The following is a 16,051-nucleotide window of genomic DNA, read 5'->3' on the forward strand; positions in this document are numbered from 1 at the left end:
ATCAAGGGAGCAGAATGCATGGGATATCTAGGGGCGCCTAAAATCATAGGTTTGGCTGCGGACATTATCCCGCGTGCCATCCCCATATTTCAGCTCGAACATGTCCGAAACAACCGCTTCCACCCCCGCCGCGCCCGAACAAGACGAAAACAAACTGATCGCCGAGCGGCGGGAGAAGCTGAGGGCCCTGCGGGAAGCCCAGGCTCAAGGCGGCCCTGTACCTTTTCCGAACGACTACAAGCCCAAGAACCGCGCAGCCGAGTTGCACGCAGCCCATGGAGCGACCGAGAAGGCTGATTTTGATGCAAATATTGCCGCCGGGGAAAAGGTCCTGGTGAGCATTTCCGGCCGAATGATGCTCAAACGCGTCATGGGGAAGGCAAGCTTCGCGACACTGCAAGACGCCACCGGGCGCATCCAGATCTATGTGGCGCGTGACGAGGTCGGTGAACAGGACTACGCCGCCTTCAAACACTGGGATCTTGGCGATATCGTCTCTGCAGAGGGGTGGGTGTTCAAGACCAAGACAGGTGAACTCTCCGTTCACGCCACACGTATTCGCCTGCTTACCAAGAGCCTCCGGCCGCTGCCGGACAAATTCCACGGCATGCAGGATCAGGAGTTGAAGTATCGTCAGCGTTATGTCGACCTGATCATGGATGAAACCGCTCGCGGCCGCTTTGCCGCCCGGAGTCAGACGCTTTCGGCGATGCGCGCCTTCATGACTGAGAACGCTTTCATGGAAGTTGAGACACCCATGATGCACCCCATTCCTGGGGGCGCCAATGCGAAACCCTTCGTCACTCATCACAATGCGCTTGATCAGCAGATGTTCCTGCGCATTGCGCCCGAGTTGTATTTGAAGCGGCTCATAGTGGGCGGCTTCGAGCGCGTGTTCGAGATTAACCGCTCCTTCCGCAACGAAGGCATCAGCGTTCGGCACAACCCCGAGTTCACCATGATGGAGTTCTATGCTGCGTACTGGAACTACCTCGATCTAATGGACTTCACCGAGGCACTGCTTCGCGATACCGCCCAGAAGGCCGTCGGCACCTTGGAGTTGGAGTACCAGGGCCGCCGTGTGGATCTTGCCAAGCCTTTCAAGCGCATGACCATTCGCGAAGCCATTCATGCCCATACCGACATTGGTGCGCATGTGGATGACACCACCGAGTTGATTCGTCGCCTGAAGAAGCTGGGCCTCAGCGAAGAAAAGGAAAAACTCTCTACCCGTAGCCTTCCCTCGCTGCAGGTGATGTACTTTGAGGAAGCCGTGGAAGATCAGCTTTGGGACCCCACGTTCATCATGGAACACCCCACCGAGATCAGCCCCTTGGCGCGCGCCAACGACGCCCGCCCAGAGGTGACCGAGCGTTTTGAGCTCTACATTACCGGCCGCGAGATGGCAAACGGCTTCAGCGAACTGAACGATGCAGAAGATCAAGCTGCACGCCTGCACGCGCAAGTAGCTTCCAAAGACTCTGGTGACGACGAGGCCATGTACTACGACGCCGACTTCGTGCGAGCCCTGGAATACGGCATGCCACCAACCGGCGGCTGCGGTGTGGGCATTGACCGACTCATGATGCTGCTGACCGATTCGCCCAGCATCCGGGACGTGATCCTGTTCCCCGCCCTAAGGCGAGAAGCATAGCCTTTGTATAAGGCAGAAGCGCCCGGCTGAGCGCGAGCGCTTCGAAGCTTGAAAATGGATCAGCGATTGGTGCTGGAGGTGTCGTTTGCGGAAGGAACTTCTCGCCATACGACGTCTTCAACCCTGGAAGGGGGGTAGCCGCTGCGGTAGCAGCTGTTGCATCAGCACGCGGTGTATTGCTGGAAGCGTTGTGGGCTGGCCAGCGCTGGCGTGTCATGTCGCGGTAACGACGCCACAGCAAGGTGACGGTGGCCGGACGCCCTGTGAAGAGGCTGGAAATCAGGCTGAACACAATGGCCACGGCCAGCCAGATGAGCAGGCTGGCAGCCACGATGAGGCCCATGAATGCCAAAGTTGCCCACACCATGAGACCCATGATGCCGGCAACAATACGCTCCATTGCGCCGCCGGAGGTGCGGGCGTAGGGTGACGAAGGCAATTGACGGAAAAACGTTTCGTTCATGCTATTGTGACCCTTTCGAAAACCTGAAGTTCAACTTCGTTCAAAATCCGCCTACTGCGCCATTTTCGCTGCTTCAGATACCAATGCCAGCGCATCCAGGTATTGCCGCGAATGCATCAGGGCATCCCAGTCAAGCGGCGGCAGCCTGGGTAGCAAGCCCTGCCGACGTGCTTCGCTTGCCGGCGAGGGGGCCCACCTGCCTTGTATTAGTGCTTCGTCGAGGCTGATAATGGTCTCGTCGATCACCCCTCCCCGCCCAGTGACTGATTGCACAGCAGTGTCAGGTCACATCCTGCCTCCAGCGCCGCCAGCACGGCTTCGGCGGGAGTCACGGTACGGCCCTCTATATGGCGCGCGGCTTCCATGCTGAGATCGTCTGTAAAAATTGCCCCACCAAAGCCCAGGTCCCCGCGCAGCACCTCCTGCAGCCAGCGAGCCGAGTAGCCCGCCGGACGGCTATCGACTTTGGTATAGACCACGTGCGCCGCCATGACGGCGTCCAGGGCCATGCCTAGCCAGCCATAAGGTGCCGCGTCCTGAGCCAGAATGGACTTCAGGGTACGCGTGTCGCGCGGAAGCTCCGTATGCGAATCAGCCGCCACGAAGCCGTGCCCCGGAAAATGCTTGCCACAATTGAACATTCCAGCTCGCAGCAATCCGTGCATGATGCCCTTGGAAAGCATCGTGACCACACGCGCGTCGGCGTGGAACGCGCGGTCGCCGATAACTCCAGAAGGGCCCCAGTCGAGGTCAAGTACAGGGGTAAATGAAAAATCCACCCCGCAGGCACGCAACTCGGCGGCCAGCACAAAGCCGCAGGCGGTTGCCAGCCCCTGCGCTCGCATGGCGTCTTGCATCCAGAGCTCACCCAACGCGCGCATAGGAGGCAAATGAGTGAAGCCATCGGTGCGAAAGCGCTGTACCCGCCCGCCCTCGTGATCAACGCAGATCAGGAGATCAGCACGCAAGCGCTTGATGCTTGCCGTCAACTGCGTGAGTTGCTCGCGGCTTTCCCAGTTGCGGCCAAACAGGATCATGCCGCCAACCAGCGGATTCGCCAGCCTGCGACGGTCGACATAGCTGAGGCTTGTGCCTTCGATGTCGATAATTAGTGGTGCATGCTGCATATTTCAGACTTCCGCGTTGCCAGCCTCAATGCTGCGCAGATACTCGCCTACCGTGGCCACATAGCCCAGCTCCAGAGCGTCCGCGATGAAGGCATGGCCTATGGACACCTCAGCCACGCCAGGCACTCGCCGCAAGAACTCTGAGAGGTTGTCGCGGTTCAGATCGTGACCTGCGTTGACCCCTAGGCCTACATCCAGTGCGGCCTGACCTGCTTCCGCATAGCGATGGAGTTCATTCAGCTTGGCCGACTCGACGCCGCTGGCCCATGCGGCCGCATAGGGTTCGGTATACAGTTCGACACGGTCAGCACCGAGTGCACGCGCAGCCGCCATTTGCTCGGGTAGCGGATCCATGAAAAGGCTCACGCGGACTCCCAGCGCCTTGGCCTCTCCTATCAGAGGTGCAAGGCGTTCGCAGATTGTCGGGTCATCCAGGTTCCAGCCATGGTCGCTGGTGAACTGGTCTTCACTGTCGGGCACAAAGGTGCACTGATCCGGCCTGACGGCGTGAAGAAAATCCATCAGGTTCTGAGTGGGATTGCCCTCAATGTTGTATTCCCGGCCTGGCCATTTTTTCATCAGGGCCGCGAGGTCATGCACATCCGATGCACGAATATGCCTTTGATCGGGACGCGGGTGCACCGTAATACCGTGCGCACCGGCGCGCAAACACGCTTCAGCTGCACGCATGACACTCGGAATACCCAAGTGGCGCGTATTGCGAACAAGCGCGACTTTATTGACGTTAACGGAAAGATGGGTTTTCATCACGGAAAAGATTGCAAATCGATCATCATCTGGCGAGTGCGCAAGGTTCCACCACCACAATGGTAGTGCAGCAGTCCGCGCAGTTGCTGGCGCAGGCTGGCACGCTGCTCACCAGGCAGGTGCGCGCAGAGGCTGAGCACCGTTGTAAAGGGTGCTTCGTTTGCCAGTCCGGCCGCCAGCGCAAGCCAACTGCCGCCGGGGAGCCAGGCATTGCCATCTTCTTCATGGGTGCGGCGCAGGCCGCCCTCTGGCACCAGGCTGTATCGCTCCTTAGGCAACAGTGACGCAAAGGTCAGCGTTTGCGCGTCCAGCGTCGGCAAGTGTCCGGTCTCGCGAAGCAACAACAGTTCAAAGGCACGCAAAGCACCCGCGTGAAGAGTTTCACCCTTCTCCGCTGCGAGCACATGAACCAAGGCCGCATAGGCGTCGAACAGGCGTGCATGGGCGTCCTCGCGTGCAAGCAACCGCATGAGCAGCTCATTGGCGTAATAGCCTGACAGCAAGGCATCGCCAGTCGGCATCACGTGCCCTCCCCCACTCGGCACTCTTCAAGGTACGGATCTCCGCATCACCGCCCCAACTGAGCATCAGGGGCTGCAAAGGCAACAGTACAGGGCGAAAATTGGAAGAAGGCCGCTTGGCGCCCTTGGCAACCAAAGCCATGCGACCGTAAGCGCGAGTGAAAGCCTCCACAATGACGCTGGATTCACTCCAGTCGTAACGGTGCAGAACGTAACCGGGTTCGTGGCTGACGCGCTTCATCAGGCGCTAGCAGAATCAACAAGGCAAGCAGCGCACGGATCACTCGTACCCGAAGCTGCGCACACGTGCCTCGTCGTCCGCCCAGCCGGAACGCACTTTCACCCAGATTTCCAGGAAAAGCTTGCACCCCATCAGCTTTTCAAGCTCCTGACGTGCTTCGGTTCCAATGCGCTTCAAGCGCTCACCTTTCTCACCGATGACCATGGCCTTGTGCCCATCGCGCTCAACCACAATGGTGGCCGCGATTTTGACCATGCGTCCGTGGGCCTTGCTTTTTTCCTCTTCGAACTTGTCAATAACGACGGTAGAGGTATAGGGTAATTCGTCGCCCGTGAGCCTGAAGAGCTTCTCACGCACGACCTCGCTGGCGAGGAATTTCTCGCTCTTGTCAGTCAACTCGTCTTCGGAATACCACCAAGGCTGCTCGGGTAGGTAAGGCTCACAGATCGAAAGCAGGCGAGCCACATCCTTGGGGTTTTTGGCGGAGAGCGGAACAAACTCAGCAAATGGATGACGCTCCTGCATGTCCTTCAGCCACGGGGCGATCTCCGCACGTCGGTGCACGGTATCGAGCTTGTTGGCTACCAGCAGTGTGGGAGTTCCCTCTCTCAGTAACGCCAGGACTTTAGCGTCTCCAAGGGTAAAGCTACCTGCTTCGACTACGAAAAGCACCAGATCCACACCATCAATGGCACCGAGCACGGTCTTGTTGAGTGATTTGTTCAGAGCTGTGCTGTGCCGCGTCTGGAAACCTGGAGTGTCGACAAAGACAAACTGGGTTCCACCGCCCTCATTATTGGGCAGCGTCCTGATACCCGTGATGCGGTGGCGCGTGGTTTGCGCCTTGCGGCTGGTGATACTGATCTTCTGGCCGACGAGCGCATTGAGCAACGTCGACTTGCCGACATTGGGTTTACCCACGATGGCGATCAGCCCGCAGCGCTGCCCAGCCGACCCTCCGGATCCAGCGGGATCCTCAGGGCCAATGGAGGCTGCGTCATCAACCGTGCTTTTTGTAGTTTCTATCATGTTTCGTTTGGTTCAACAGCTTCAACATCGCGGCGGCTGCAGCCTGCTCACCAGCGCGGCGAGAGGTGCCGCTACCCATCTGTTGAAGGTTCAGTTCGGCAATGGAGCACTGCACCTCGAAGGTCTGCAAATGCGCCGCCCCATGGATGCCGGCAACTGTATATTGAGGCAACTGCATCTTGCGCCCTTGCAGCCATTCCTGCAAGGCGGTCTTGGGGTCCTTGACTGCGGCCTGCATCCCGGGATTGATCTCAACTCGATCAAAGAGTCGGCGCACCAAGGATTGCGCCGCTGAGAAGCCGCCGTCCAGGTAGACCGCGCCAATCACAGCCTCGAGGGCATCCGCGAGTATGGAAGGTCTTTTTGCCCGCCGGACCGCAGTTCACCTTCACCCAGGCGAATCCGCTCGGGTAACCCCAACTCAAGAGCCAGGCGATGCAAGGTATCTTGCTTCACCAAGTTGGCCCGCACTCGTGAAAGGTCACCTTCGGGCAGATCGGCCAGTGCTTCGAATAGCAAGTGGGCCACGCACAAATTGAGCACGGAATCTCCCAAGAATTCCAGACGCTCATTATGGTCCGCTGAAAAGCTGCGATGTGTGAGCGCCCTGTTCAGTAAAGCTGGCTCGGTGAATTGGTGCTGCAGGCGGACCTGCAGGAGTTCAAGCGCGTTTCTCACGTTATTGCCCTTTCGGGTACGGCAGATTCAGCGCCTGCTGCCGCTTTCCATACGCTGTCAGTTGTAGCCTCCGGCTGAAGAGCCTCTGTACTTAAGGAGCAGGTACGCCGGCCCGAACAGAGCAATTTCCTTGTCATAGGCAAAGTTGACCACGACTCGATCGCCATCCTTGGTGATGTCGAGGTCTTTCCCGGAAATCGAACTGATGTAGTCGATTGATGCGATTCGATCGAATGAAGCCCTGACCGCCGGTACGGTGTCACCTTCAGAGGCGGCTTTCTTCGCAGCCTTCTGGATGGTCATGAATTCCGTGACCGTTGGCACCACTTTGGCTCCAACGATGGCGAGAAAGGCGACCACCACACCCAGGAACAACAAGCCCAGGAAAGAAATCCCCCGCTGCGAAGAAATTTGCTTCATTGCCGCTTCTTGAATAATTTAATTGAACGAGCCAATGCGCTTCAGGTTACCGAAGTTCATCCATACGAAAAACGCCTTGCCAACCACATTTGCATCTGGCACAAAGCCCCAGTAGCGCGAATCGAGGGAATTATCTCGATTGTCGCCCATGGCGAAGTAATGGCCTTCTGGCACTTTGCAAGTCACGCCTTCCACACTGTAACGGCAATTCTCCTTGTATTTGAAGTTGTCTGCACCTGGAACAAAGGCTGGCCGACGCGCGTCGACAATGATTTTGTGTGACTTCGCACCCAGCTGCTCATCGAACTGCTTGAAGTATTCCATCATCGACTCGTCGAAAAAATCCGAGAGCTGTGATTGCGCGATGGGTTGGCCGTTGATGGTGAGCTTCTTGTTCAGGTAGGAAACCTCGTCGCCTGGCACACCAACCACACGCTTGATGTAATCAACACTAGGCTTCGGTGGGTAGCGAAAAACCACCACGTCACCACGCTGTACAGGGTTGCCCTCCGTCACGCGAGTGTTGAGCACCGGCAGCTTCAGGCCGTAGGTGAATTTGTTCACCAGAATCAGATCCCCGATCAGCAGCGTGGGGATCATGGAACCCGAGGGGATCTTAAACGGCTCGAACACAAAGGAACGCAGCAGAAAGACAATCAAAATAACGGGGAAGAGGCCGGCAGTCCAATCCAGCCACCAAGGTTGAGCCAGCACACGCTCACGCGCGGCGGAAATGTCACCATCAACCTGCTTGATGCCCTGCGCAGCCAAGTTTGCGCGTCGGTGGTCGTCTTGCGTCTGCAAAGCTTCTGCCACCGCTCGACGGCGCGGCAGAAAAATAAATCGGTCTGCCAGCCAGTAAATTCCGGTGACAAAGGTCGCGAGGAAAAGCAAAAGCGCGAAATTCCCTTCGAGCAGGCCAAGATACCAGGCGGTGGCGTACCCTACGAACCCGGCAAGAATGATTGCTGTAAGAAGCGGCATTAATCCTCCACCTGCAAGATTGCCAGGAACGCCTCCTGAGGCACCTCCACCGCACCGATCTGTTTCATTCTCTTCTTGCCCGCCTTCTGTTTTTCCAGGAGTTTGCGCTTACGCGTTATGTCGCCCCCGTAGCATTTTGCCAGCACGTTCTTGCGTAGCGCTTTGATGTTCTCGCGCGCGATGATGTTGGCACCAATGGCGGCCTGAATTGCCACGTCGAACTGCTGCCGGCTAATGATCTCACGCATCTTGGCGGCCACTGCACGGCCACGGTACTGAGACTGACTGCGGTGCACGATGATCGACAACGCATCGACTTTCTCGCCGTTCAGCAGAATGTCCACCTTTACAACGTCAGAAGCTCGATACTCCTTGAATTCGTAATCCATGCTTGCATAACCGCGACTCACGCTCTTGAGCTTGTCGAAGAAATCGAGCACGATCTCGCCCAGCGGCAACTCATAGGTCAGCATGACCTGACGGCCGTGGTAGGCCATGTTCAGCTGGACCCCCTCTTCTGATTGGCTAGCGTCATGACCGGGCCAACATACTCCTGAGGCATGTACAAGTGAACCGTGACAATGGGTTCACGGATCTCCTGAATCTTGCCCTGATCAGGCATTTTCGAAGGATTCTCGACCATCAGGACTTCGCCGTCCGCCCTCTGAACCTCGTAGACCACGCTTGGAGCGGTGGTGATCAGATCCTGATCAAACTCTCTCTCGAGCCGCTCCTGAACAATTTCCATGTGCAGCAAGCCGAGGAAGCCGCAGCGAAAACCAAAGCCCAGCGCCTGCGAAACCTCTGGCTCGAAGTGCAACGATGCATCGTTGAGTTGCAGTTTTTCCAGGCTGTCGCGCAGAGCGTCGTATTGATTGGCCTCGGTGGGATACAGCCCTGCAAACACCTGAGGCTGAATTTCCTTGAAACCGGGTAGCGCCTTCTCTGCCGGGCCGAGGTTGCCCGGAAGCTTCTTGTCCAGGGTAATGGTGTCCCCCACCTTTGCGGCCTTCAACTCCTTGATGCCGGCAATGATGAAACCTACCTCGCCGGCCTGCAGTGAATCTCGTGACTGAGGCGCGGGAGTAAAAACACCCAGGTTGTTCGCATCGTAGACGGCACCCGAAGCCATCATCCTGAAGCGTTCGCCTTTTAGCAGGTGGCCGTCCACCACCCGCACGAGCATCACGACGCCCACATATGCATCGAACCAACTGTCGATGATCATGGCGCGCAGCGGAGCATTGACTTGTCCGCGCGGCGGGGGCACCTTCGCGACGATCTGCTCTAGTACGTCGTCGATACCCATACCGGTCTTGGCCGAGATGGCGATCGCATCGCTCGCATCAATGCCGATCACGTCTTCGATTTCCGCCTTGGCCGTGTCTGGATCGGCTTGCGGCAGATCCATCTTATTGAGAACGGGCAGCACCTCTACACCAAGATCGAGAGCCGTGTAGCAGTTGGCCACGGTCTGCGCCTCCACGCCTTGAGAGGCATCCACCACGAGCAGCGCCCCCTCGCAGGCAGAGAGTGAGCGTGAGACTTCATAGGAGAAGTCGACGTGGCCCGGAGTATCAATGAGGTTCAGGTTGTAGATCTTCCCATCGCGCGCCTTGTACTGCAGCGCCGCTGTCTGTGCTTTGATGGTTATCCCCCGCTCTTTCTCGATGTCCATCGAGTCGAGCACCTGCGCCTGCATTTCACGCTCAGCGAGACCGCCGCACCGCTGTATCAGGCGATCCGCCAGGGTGGATTTGCCATGGTCAATGTGGGCAATGATCGAGAAGTTTCTGATGTGGTCCATCAAGGAGTCGAGCCAAGTATTTGAAATAACGGGCGGTGCGCATGAAAAAAGGGCGCGCCAGGGAAGTGACGCGCCCTCAACCAACAATCTATGGCAACTGCGATAGTTGGAGCTTCATTGTAGGCAAAAAGAGCCTTTCCCGAAGCCCCCGATCACTAATGACCAGTCGTTGTGAGGCCGCAACGGAAATTTATTAACAGCTTATCAACAGGGTGAACGAAGACTCCCCCGGTGCAGGCTGTGGTCTTTTTGCGGAATGCATGTGAAGTAGGCGCGCCGCTTTCCGCATGGTGGATTTATGGACTATCCATATACGTGTTGTCCAACCAATTGGTGCGTGATTCTATCCAAAACAATATGTACCCGAAGACAAGAACCTGTTGAAAAATCATGATTGACTCCGCAGCCCAGGGGTCTGATGGCTGCGGGAGGCCGGAAAAACCCCAAAAACCGACTACAGATCAGGGGTTTTCCGGTTTGCCAAAACGGCTGGAGGCCGACGGGAGCACCTCAAATGGAATGGCCTACCGCGCAGGTCTCACGATCACGTACTGGACCAACTCGCCTCGCAGCACCAGCAGCGTGACAGACTTGTTCCGGTCTGTTTTAGCAGCCGCAGCTTCGAACTCGCGAATGCTGCTGACCTCGGTATTTCCTACCGCCAGGATCACATCGCCTTCGCGCAGTCCGGCTCGGGCGGCACCTTCAACTGCCGCTTCTACCCGGACTCCGCGCTTAACCTTGAGTTCCTTGCGTTGGGCATCGGTAAGATTGCTGACCGTGAGACCGAGTGCCTGAACCGAAGCACCAGCAGCCTTCGGTGCTTCCGGAGGTTCGACCGCTCGACTTGCGGACTTGTCCGGCTCCATCTCGGCGACGGTGATCGTCAAATCGCGGCTAGCACCGCGGCGGAACACGGTTATGGCGCTGCGCGTACCAGGTTTGACGCTGCCCACTGCGCGTGGTAGGTCAGAAGCCTTTTCAATGGCCCTTCCTTCGAAGCGCGTGATGATGTCGCCCGCTTCAACCCCGGCTTTATCAGCTGGTGAACCGGGCTCCACGCTGCGCACCAGCGCGCCTTGTGTTTTACCCAGGCCAATGGATTCAGCCACCTCTTTTGTGACCTGGTCGATCTGAACGCCAATACGGCCGCGCGTTACCCTGCCTGTGGCGCGCAATTGTTCGCTAACCCGCATCGCTTCGTCGATCGGGATGGCGAAGGAGATGCCCATGTAGCCGCCCGAACGTGAATAGATCTGACTGTTGATGCCCACGACCTCGCCGCGCATGTTGAGCAAAGGTCCACCAGAGTTTCCGGGGTTCACGGCGACATCAGTCTGAATAAGTGGGAGGTAGTCACCGGTGTCCCGTTGCTTGGCGCTCACGATGCCTGCTGTGACTGAACTCTCAAGCCCGAATGGCGAGCCAATGGCGACAACCCACTCTCCGACCCTCAAGCGATTCACATCACCAATCTTCACAATGGGCAGACCGGCTGCATCGATCTTCACCACTGCGACGTCTGTACGCTTGTCCACGCCAACAATCTTGGCCTTGAACTCCCTTTTGTCGGGCAGCGTGACGATGACCTCATCTGCCCCGTCAACCACGTGTGCGTTGGTCATCACGTAGCCGTCTGAGGAGACGATGAAACCGGAGCCGACGCCACGGGGCTGCTCTCGCTCCGGCTGGGGAGTTGGCCGGTTGGGTCCTTGTCGAGGAGTATTTGGCAAAGGCATGCCAAAGAAGCGCCGGAAGAACTCCTGCATTTCCTCGTCCATCTGGCCGCCCATTCCACCCGCACCGGAGCCGGCACGCACCCGCTCCAAGGTCCGAATGTTCACCACGGCTGGCCCTACTTGCTCGACCAGATCAGTGAAATCGGGTAATCCACGCACCGAGGCAGCGACCGGCTGCTGAGCGCTCACGGTCGCAGGCCAAGCAGTCAGCAGACCCACTGCCAGCAACGGTGCAGCCCATGCGGCGGCAGCCGCACCCTTAATATTGAGATTCACCATATGACAATGCTTCCTTCAAACGACTAAAAAAGCGCCGCCCGTGCAAGCGGCTATTTCACACGGCGGAGGCTGTCGACAAATTCCTGCAAGGTCTGCGCCGGAACTTCGCCAACTGCCGTCACCCACCATTCGCCATCGCTTCCCACGATGTGCTTGGTCATGGTGTGCGTGGCCCCCATGGCCCAACGAGCTTCGCGCACATGGCGGTCGCGGCTGAATGACTCCAGGAAAAGCGACACCGTAGCCAAACCGTCTGAAAAAATACACTGCACCATCCGAGTGGGTGCGGAAGGCGAATGCCGGTAGCAGTTTTGGGCTTTAAAGCCTGCGACAGGGGGCTTCAAATGCCAACCTTCAGCAGCGGCAGTGGTTTTGGTCTTGTGGGGCTTTTCGACACGGTACCCCTGGGTATCCGACATCATCCGCTTGAGCTTGTCGATCTGCACTGGCGCATCAAGCGTCAACTCGGAAAAGGCTGCTTGCTCCAGAACGCGCCCGTTGCCATCAAGGGTTTGGGTCTTGACCACCAGCCCCGTCTTTTTCTCGCTCCAGATCCGGTAGGAGAAGCGCATCTCGTCGCGCGGAGCGAGGAGCACGATATCTGCATCAAAACCCGCTACTCGCCCATTACCCAACTGACGCGCTATATAAAAACTCGCAGTGTCGAAGCTTTCACCGGTTTGGAGCAAAGAGGGAAATACGCCTCCTGACTCACGATTTTCCTCACGCACCACTCGTGCTTGCGGAAAAAATGTAACGACCGACTCGTTGCGGCGGTAAGTCTGGCGTGGCACACCTGTGAGCGATTCGACGCGCTCAATTTGCGTGTCACCTTCGCTCGCGTGCCAAATGCGCGCACTCGAGAGTGCTCCTGATGAAGAGGAGACAACAAACGTACCGGAGTAGGCTGGCCACCGGGAGGCCTGCTGTAACCGCACCAGCCATTCGGCCACACTGCGCTCCGGCGGCCCCACGGCATCTTGGCTTCCGGGACCAAACTGGCCGACGCTCTGTGCTGATGCCAAGCCAAGCATTCCACCAGCACCACATATCACGGCCATGCGCAATGCCGCGCGCGCCCAAGAACCCGCACGCTGACTCCAGGAAGAGGGGAGCATGCGAACCGGAACCACAAACCCGCCGCCGATCAACGCCCGGACCCTTCGAATGTCGCGTTGCGCAGGAAACCGGAGGCGTCACCCAAGGCGGACACACCTGATGCTTGCCGATGCGCGGCCAAGAACTCATCCAGGCGCGGATCACGCAGCATGACCGGTGCCTCTGCTTCAGCTGCGGCAGGCAACGCCGCCATGGCGCGCGACTCGACACGTGCAGCACCAGAGGCTGGCACAGCGTTCAATACCAATTGCGGACCAGCAGACTGCGTCCCCACGCTTCCAAGCAAGCCCCAACCAAATGCAGCCACGGCTGCGAAAGAAGCCAGCCCCGCGACCAGCTTCCAGCGGAACACGCCGTCGTTTGCAGCCGATTTCCCGGGGTTGTAGCCCGGGGAAATCGGAGCCGCTGCGACCACTGGCTGAATTCTGATGGGGGGTACAGGCTCCAGTTTCAAGCGCTCGCTGAGTTGCTGGACAAAGCGCGCGTCGTGCTGGCAGGCAGCAAGCTCGGGCGATCTCAGGGTGTCACCAATCAGGTGATAGAGGTGCCAGCATTCCCGCACTTCGTCTGAGGCAGTGCTTTGCATTGCAATCTCGAACTCGGCGCCAGTTAAACACCCGTCCATCAACGCAGAAACCTGTTCGTGTCCGGGTTGAATTTCGTCTTGTGTTTGCATATCGACCATCATTAGCGCTTTCATTCCCGCCTCGCGATCCCATGTTTACCGATCGTACCCATGACCACTACCACCGCTTTCCGGTTTGGTGAGTCAAGAGCGGCTTAACTTTGGCTGAAATAGCCTCGCGCGCACGGAAAATCCGGGAACGCACAGTACCGATAGGACAGTTCATGGCTTCCGCGATTTCTTCGTAACTCAAACCTTCTATTTCCCGCAGTGTCACTGCCTGACGTAAATCTTCAGGCAAGGCCTCCATCGCCGCATTGACGGCAGCGGCTATTTCGCGTGCCGCCAACTCAGTTTCAGGAGTGGCCTCGGTGGTTAGTTCGTTTTGCGGGCGGGAAGTTTCATCGTCGCTGTCAGCAGCCTGCAAAGCGGTTTCAGTGATCAACGGATCGCGCTTCATTTCGAGCAGGGTTTTCTTGGCGGTATTGACCGCAATACGGTAGAGCCAGGTATAAAACTGAGCGTCCCCCCGGAACTGATGGAGAGCACGCCACGCGCGGATAAAGGTTTCCTGGGCAATATCCTGAACTATGTCGACGTCCCGAACCATGCGGCCGATCAACCGCTCGATACGCCGCTGGTACTTGATCACGAGAAGTTCATACGCCCGCTGATCGCCCGCGGCAGCACGCTCGACCAAGAGTGCATCGCTATCGGAGGAGGAGACGGGAGTATCGGAGGTGGAAGGCAAGGATGAATCAGCCTGCGCTGCCGCAGTTCCTAATGTCAAATTTTGGTAGTGCCACCGGACACTGTGCCGGTGGGACGGTTGGCGGGGGAATATAACGCACAGCGTAACAAATGCCAGCGTAAAGGGTCAGAAGATGCGTCCGCCCAAAGCCACTTAACCTGGTGCGATTTTCGCGAAACAGCAGGCCAGCGGAGGAGCATGCAGCGCTGTGCATCCAGAACAATGGCGATTTGCGTGGGTTCTGCTGGATCGGGAATGACATCAGGCCCCTCCACCAACCATCGGCTACCATCAAACGCCAGTTTACGTGCCCTCTGGGAGCGCCAGAACGACCACAATGCACCGCCCGACACCGCAAGCGCCAGCAATAGCAAAGCAAGCCGCCATTCCAGAAAGTTACGACCAAGCCCTTGATCGCCTGACCAGCACAATACCACTACGGCAGCCACCAACCAAAGTGCCAGCATTCCGAAGCCTAGCTGGGGTGACCGCCCTACCGGGTAGACCACAGCAGGGACTTGCGGTACTTCAGTCATTCAGGATGCAGCACCCGCGAAATCGGCGAGTTCAGAGGCACGTCAGTGCCTCTGAACTTCAGATTCGCTTGAACACCAGCGTGCCGTTGGTGCCACCAAATCCGAAATTGTTCTTCACAGCCACATCGATCTTCATGTCCCTGGCAGTGTTGGCACAATAGTCCAGATCACATTCCGGGTCCTGCTCGAAGATGTTGATGGTGGGCGGGCTCTTCTGATGATGAATCGCCAAAACTGTAAACACACTCTCTATGCCGCCAGCGCCGCCTAACAGATGGCCCGTCATGCTCTTGGTGGAATTGACAACAACACGCTTGGCATGATCGCCCAGCGCAGCCTTGATGGCGTTGGTTTCGTTCAGGTCGCCCAGCGGCGTGGAGGTGCCATGCGCGTTGACATAATCAACCGAATCGGCGTTGACTCCGGCATTGCGCAAGGCCGATTGCATCGAGCGCCTGGGGCCATCAATGTCGGGGGCTGTGATGTGGAAAGCATCACCACTCATGCCAAAGCCAACCAGTTCAGCGTAAATCTTGGCTCCCCGCTTCTTGGCGTGCTCGTATTCCTCTAGCACCATGACACCGCCACCTTCGCCGAGGACGAAGCCGTCACGATCTTTGTCCCAGGGACGAGAGGCCGTCTTGGGATCATCGTTGCGTGTAGACAATGCCCTGGCAGCTGCGAACCCGCCGACACCCAAAGGAGATACGGTGGATTCTGCGCCACCAGCCACCATGACATCGGCATCACCGGTTTCGATGAGGCGAGCGGACAGGCCAATGGCGTGCAATCCCGTTGTACAGGCCGTAACAACAGAGATGTTCGGCCCTTTGAAGCCGTTTTGAATGGAGACGTGCCCTGAGATCATGTTGATGATCGATGCAGGCACGAAAAAGGAGACACGCGGCGCGGACCGCGATTGACCAACTCGGTGTGCGTTGCCTCAATCATGGGCAGCCCACCAATACCCGAACCGATGTTGCAGCCTATGCGTTCGGCCAACTCGGGGGAAAGGTCATCACCAGTGGGTAAACCTGAATCGCGCACAGCCTCGGTGGCTGCGGCGATGCCGAGGTGAATGAAGCGATCCATGTGGCGCGCTTCTTTTTCGGGTATGAAGTCGCTGGCGTTGAAGCCTTTGACTTCACCCGCGAACCGGCACGCGAACGCGCTGGCATCGAACTGGGTGATGAGGTCGATACCAGATTGGCCCGCGAGCAAGTTGGCCCAGCTTTCGGCCACCGTGCTGCCCACAGGGCTCACACAACCAAGGCCAGTAACGACGACGCGGCGCCGGCTCATCATCGAGA

11 protein-coding genes and 5 pseudogenes are annotated in these 16,051 nt (G+C 57.9%); 1 reads left to right on the forward strand and 15 read right to left on the reverse strand.

Annotation, left to right across the window (positions count from 1 at the left end; all coding sequences use genetic code 11):
- The first annotated feature begins 100 nt into the window (after window positions 1–100).
- Complete coding sequence (gene lysS / locus AAAK34_RS12870; protein WP_231698139.1) at window positions 101–1,654, forward strand: lysine--tRNA ligase; 1,554 nt, start codon at window positions 101–103, stop codon at window positions 1,652–1,654.
- Here the strand turns inward: lysS and AAAK34_RS12875 are convergent.
- From AAAK34_RS12875 to fabF, 15 genes and pseudogenes are all read right to left on the reverse strand, one after another.
- Complete coding sequence (locus AAAK34_RS12875) at window positions 1,581–2,117, reverse strand: hypothetical protein (RefSeq protein ID WP_431777348.1); 537 nt, start codon at window positions 2,115–2,117, stop codon at window positions 1,581–1,583. The two genes, lysS and AAAK34_RS12875, sit on opposite strands and share 74 nt — an antisense overlap.
- A gap of 51 nt (window positions 2,118–2,168) precedes the next feature.
- Window positions 2,169–3,244 (reverse strand): annotated as a pseudogene (gene nagZ / locus AAAK34_RS12880) (beta-N-acetylhexosaminidase).
- A gap of 3 nt (window positions 3,245–3,247) precedes the next feature.
- A complete protein-coding gene (locus AAAK34_RS12885) occupies window positions 3,248–4,012 on the reverse strand; it encodes a pyridoxine 5'-phosphate synthase (RefSeq protein ID WP_231698136.1) in 765 nt (254 codons plus the stop codon).
- Window positions 4,012–4,774 (reverse strand): annotated as a pseudogene (recO, locus tag AAAK34_RS12890) (DNA repair protein RecO). Before recO ends, AAAK34_RS12885 begins: the two are co-directional and overlap by 1 nt.
- A gap of 39 nt (window positions 4,775–4,813) precedes the next feature.
- Window positions 4,814–5,803, reverse strand: coding sequence for a GTPase Era (era, locus tag AAAK34_RS12895; protein ID WP_231698134.1), 990 nt, complete (start codon window positions 5,801–5,803; stop codon window positions 4,814–4,816).
- Window positions 5,775–6,481 (reverse strand): annotated as a pseudogene (gene rnc, locus AAAK34_RS12900) (ribonuclease III). The gene era and the pseudogene rnc overlap by 29 nt, the downstream one beginning before the upstream one ends.
- A gap of 57 nt (window positions 6,482–6,538) precedes the next feature.
- The gene (locus AAAK34_RS12905) at window positions 6,539–6,901 is read right to left on the reverse strand and encodes a DUF4845 domain-containing protein (protein ID WP_231698132.1); all 363 of its coding nucleotides are present in this window, start codon (window positions 6,899–6,901) and stop codon (window positions 6,539–6,541) included.
- An 18-nt stretch (window positions 6,902–6,919) separates the two neighbouring features.
- Window positions 6,920–7,885: a signal peptidase I gene (gene lepB / locus AAAK34_RS12910; RefSeq protein ID WP_231698131.1), complete on the reverse strand. Its 966-nt coding sequence runs from the start codon at window positions 7,883–7,885 to the stop codon at window positions 6,920–6,922.
- A pseudogene (gene lepA, locus AAAK34_RS12915) lies at window positions 7,885–9,692 on the reverse strand (translation elongation factor 4). The gene lepB and the pseudogene lepA overlap by 1 nt, the downstream one beginning before the upstream one ends.
- 524 nt (window positions 9,693–10,216) lie before the next feature.
- Window positions 10,217–11,710: a DegQ family serine endoprotease gene (locus tag AAAK34_RS12920; protein WP_231698130.1), complete on the reverse strand. Its 1,494-nt coding sequence runs from the start codon at window positions 11,708–11,710 to the stop codon at window positions 10,217–10,219.
- A 50-nt stretch (window positions 11,711–11,760) separates the two neighbouring features.
- A complete protein-coding gene (locus tag AAAK34_RS12925) occupies window positions 11,761–12,828 on the reverse strand; it encodes a MucB/RseB C-terminal domain-containing protein (RefSeq protein ID WP_431777349.1) in 1,068 nt (355 codons plus the stop codon).
- A 29-nt stretch (window positions 12,829–12,857) separates the two neighbouring features.
- On the reverse strand, window positions 12,858–13,505 hold the full coding sequence (locus tag AAAK34_RS12930; protein WP_431777350.1) for a sigma-E factor negative regulatory protein: 648 nt from the start codon (window positions 13,503–13,505) through the stop codon (window positions 12,858–12,860).
- 67 nt (window positions 13,506–13,572) lie between these two features.
- Window positions 13,573–14,205 (reverse strand): RNA polymerase sigma factor RpoE, encoded by a 633-nt coding sequence (gene rpoE, locus AAAK34_RS12935; protein WP_231698127.1) that lies wholly within the window; start codon window positions 14,203–14,205, stop codon window positions 13,573–13,575.
- Window positions 14,206–14,240: 35 nt separating this feature from the next.
- Window positions 14,241–14,741: a hypothetical protein gene (locus tag AAAK34_RS12940; RefSeq protein ID WP_431777351.1), complete on the reverse strand. Its 501-nt coding sequence runs from the start codon at window positions 14,739–14,741 to the stop codon at window positions 14,241–14,243.
- A 58-nt stretch (window positions 14,742–14,799) separates the two neighbouring features.
- Window positions 14,800–16,043, reverse strand: a pseudogene (fabF, locus tag AAAK34_RS12945) (beta-ketoacyl-ACP synthase II).
- Window positions 16,044–16,051 lie beyond the last annotated feature (8 nt).

The organism is Ottowia caeni, from assembly GCF_050821495.1.
Lineage (GTDB): Bacteria > Pseudomonadota > Gammaproteobacteria > Burkholderiales > Burkholderiaceae_C > Ottowia > Ottowia caeni.

Bases quoted from the DNA above. Each gene is read 5' to 3' on its own strand.
- lysS (WP_231698139.1), top strand. From the start codon at position 101: ATGTCCGAAACAACCGCTTCCACCCCCGCCGCGCCCGAACAAGACGAA.
- AAAK34_RS12875 (WP_431777348.1), bottom strand. From the start codon at position 2,117: ATGAACGAAACGTTTTTCCGTCAATTGCCTTCGTCACCCTACGCCCGC.
- AAAK34_RS12885 (WP_231698136.1), bottom strand. From the start codon at position 4,012: ATGAAAACCCATCTTTCCGTTAACGTCAATAAAGTCGCGCTTGTTCGC.
- era (WP_231698134.1), bottom strand. From the start codon at position 5,803: ATGATAGAAACTACAAAAAGCACGGTTGATGACGCAGCCTCCATTGGC.
- AAAK34_RS12905 (WP_231698132.1), bottom strand. From the start codon at position 6,901: ATGAAGCAAATTTCTTCGCAGCGGGGGATTTCTTTCCTGGGCTTGTTG.
- lepB (WP_231698131.1), bottom strand. From the start codon at position 7,885: ATGCCGCTTCTTACAGCAATCATTCTTGCCGGGTTCGTAGGGTACGCC.
- AAAK34_RS12920 (WP_231698130.1), bottom strand. From the start codon at position 11,710: ATGGTGAATCTCAATATTAAGGGTGCGGCTGCCGCCGCATGGGCTGCA.
- AAAK34_RS12925 (WP_431777349.1), bottom strand. From the start codon at position 12,828: ATGCTCCCCTCTTCCTGGAGTCAGCGTGCGGGTTCTTGGGCGCGCGCG.
- AAAK34_RS12930 (WP_431777350.1), bottom strand. From the start codon at position 13,505: ATGCAAACACAAGACGAAATTCAACCCGGACACGAACAGGTTTCTGCG.
- AAAK34_RS12940 (WP_431777351.1), bottom strand. From the start codon at position 14,741: ATGACTGAAGTACCGCAAGTCCCTGCTGTGGTCTACCCGGTAGGGCGG.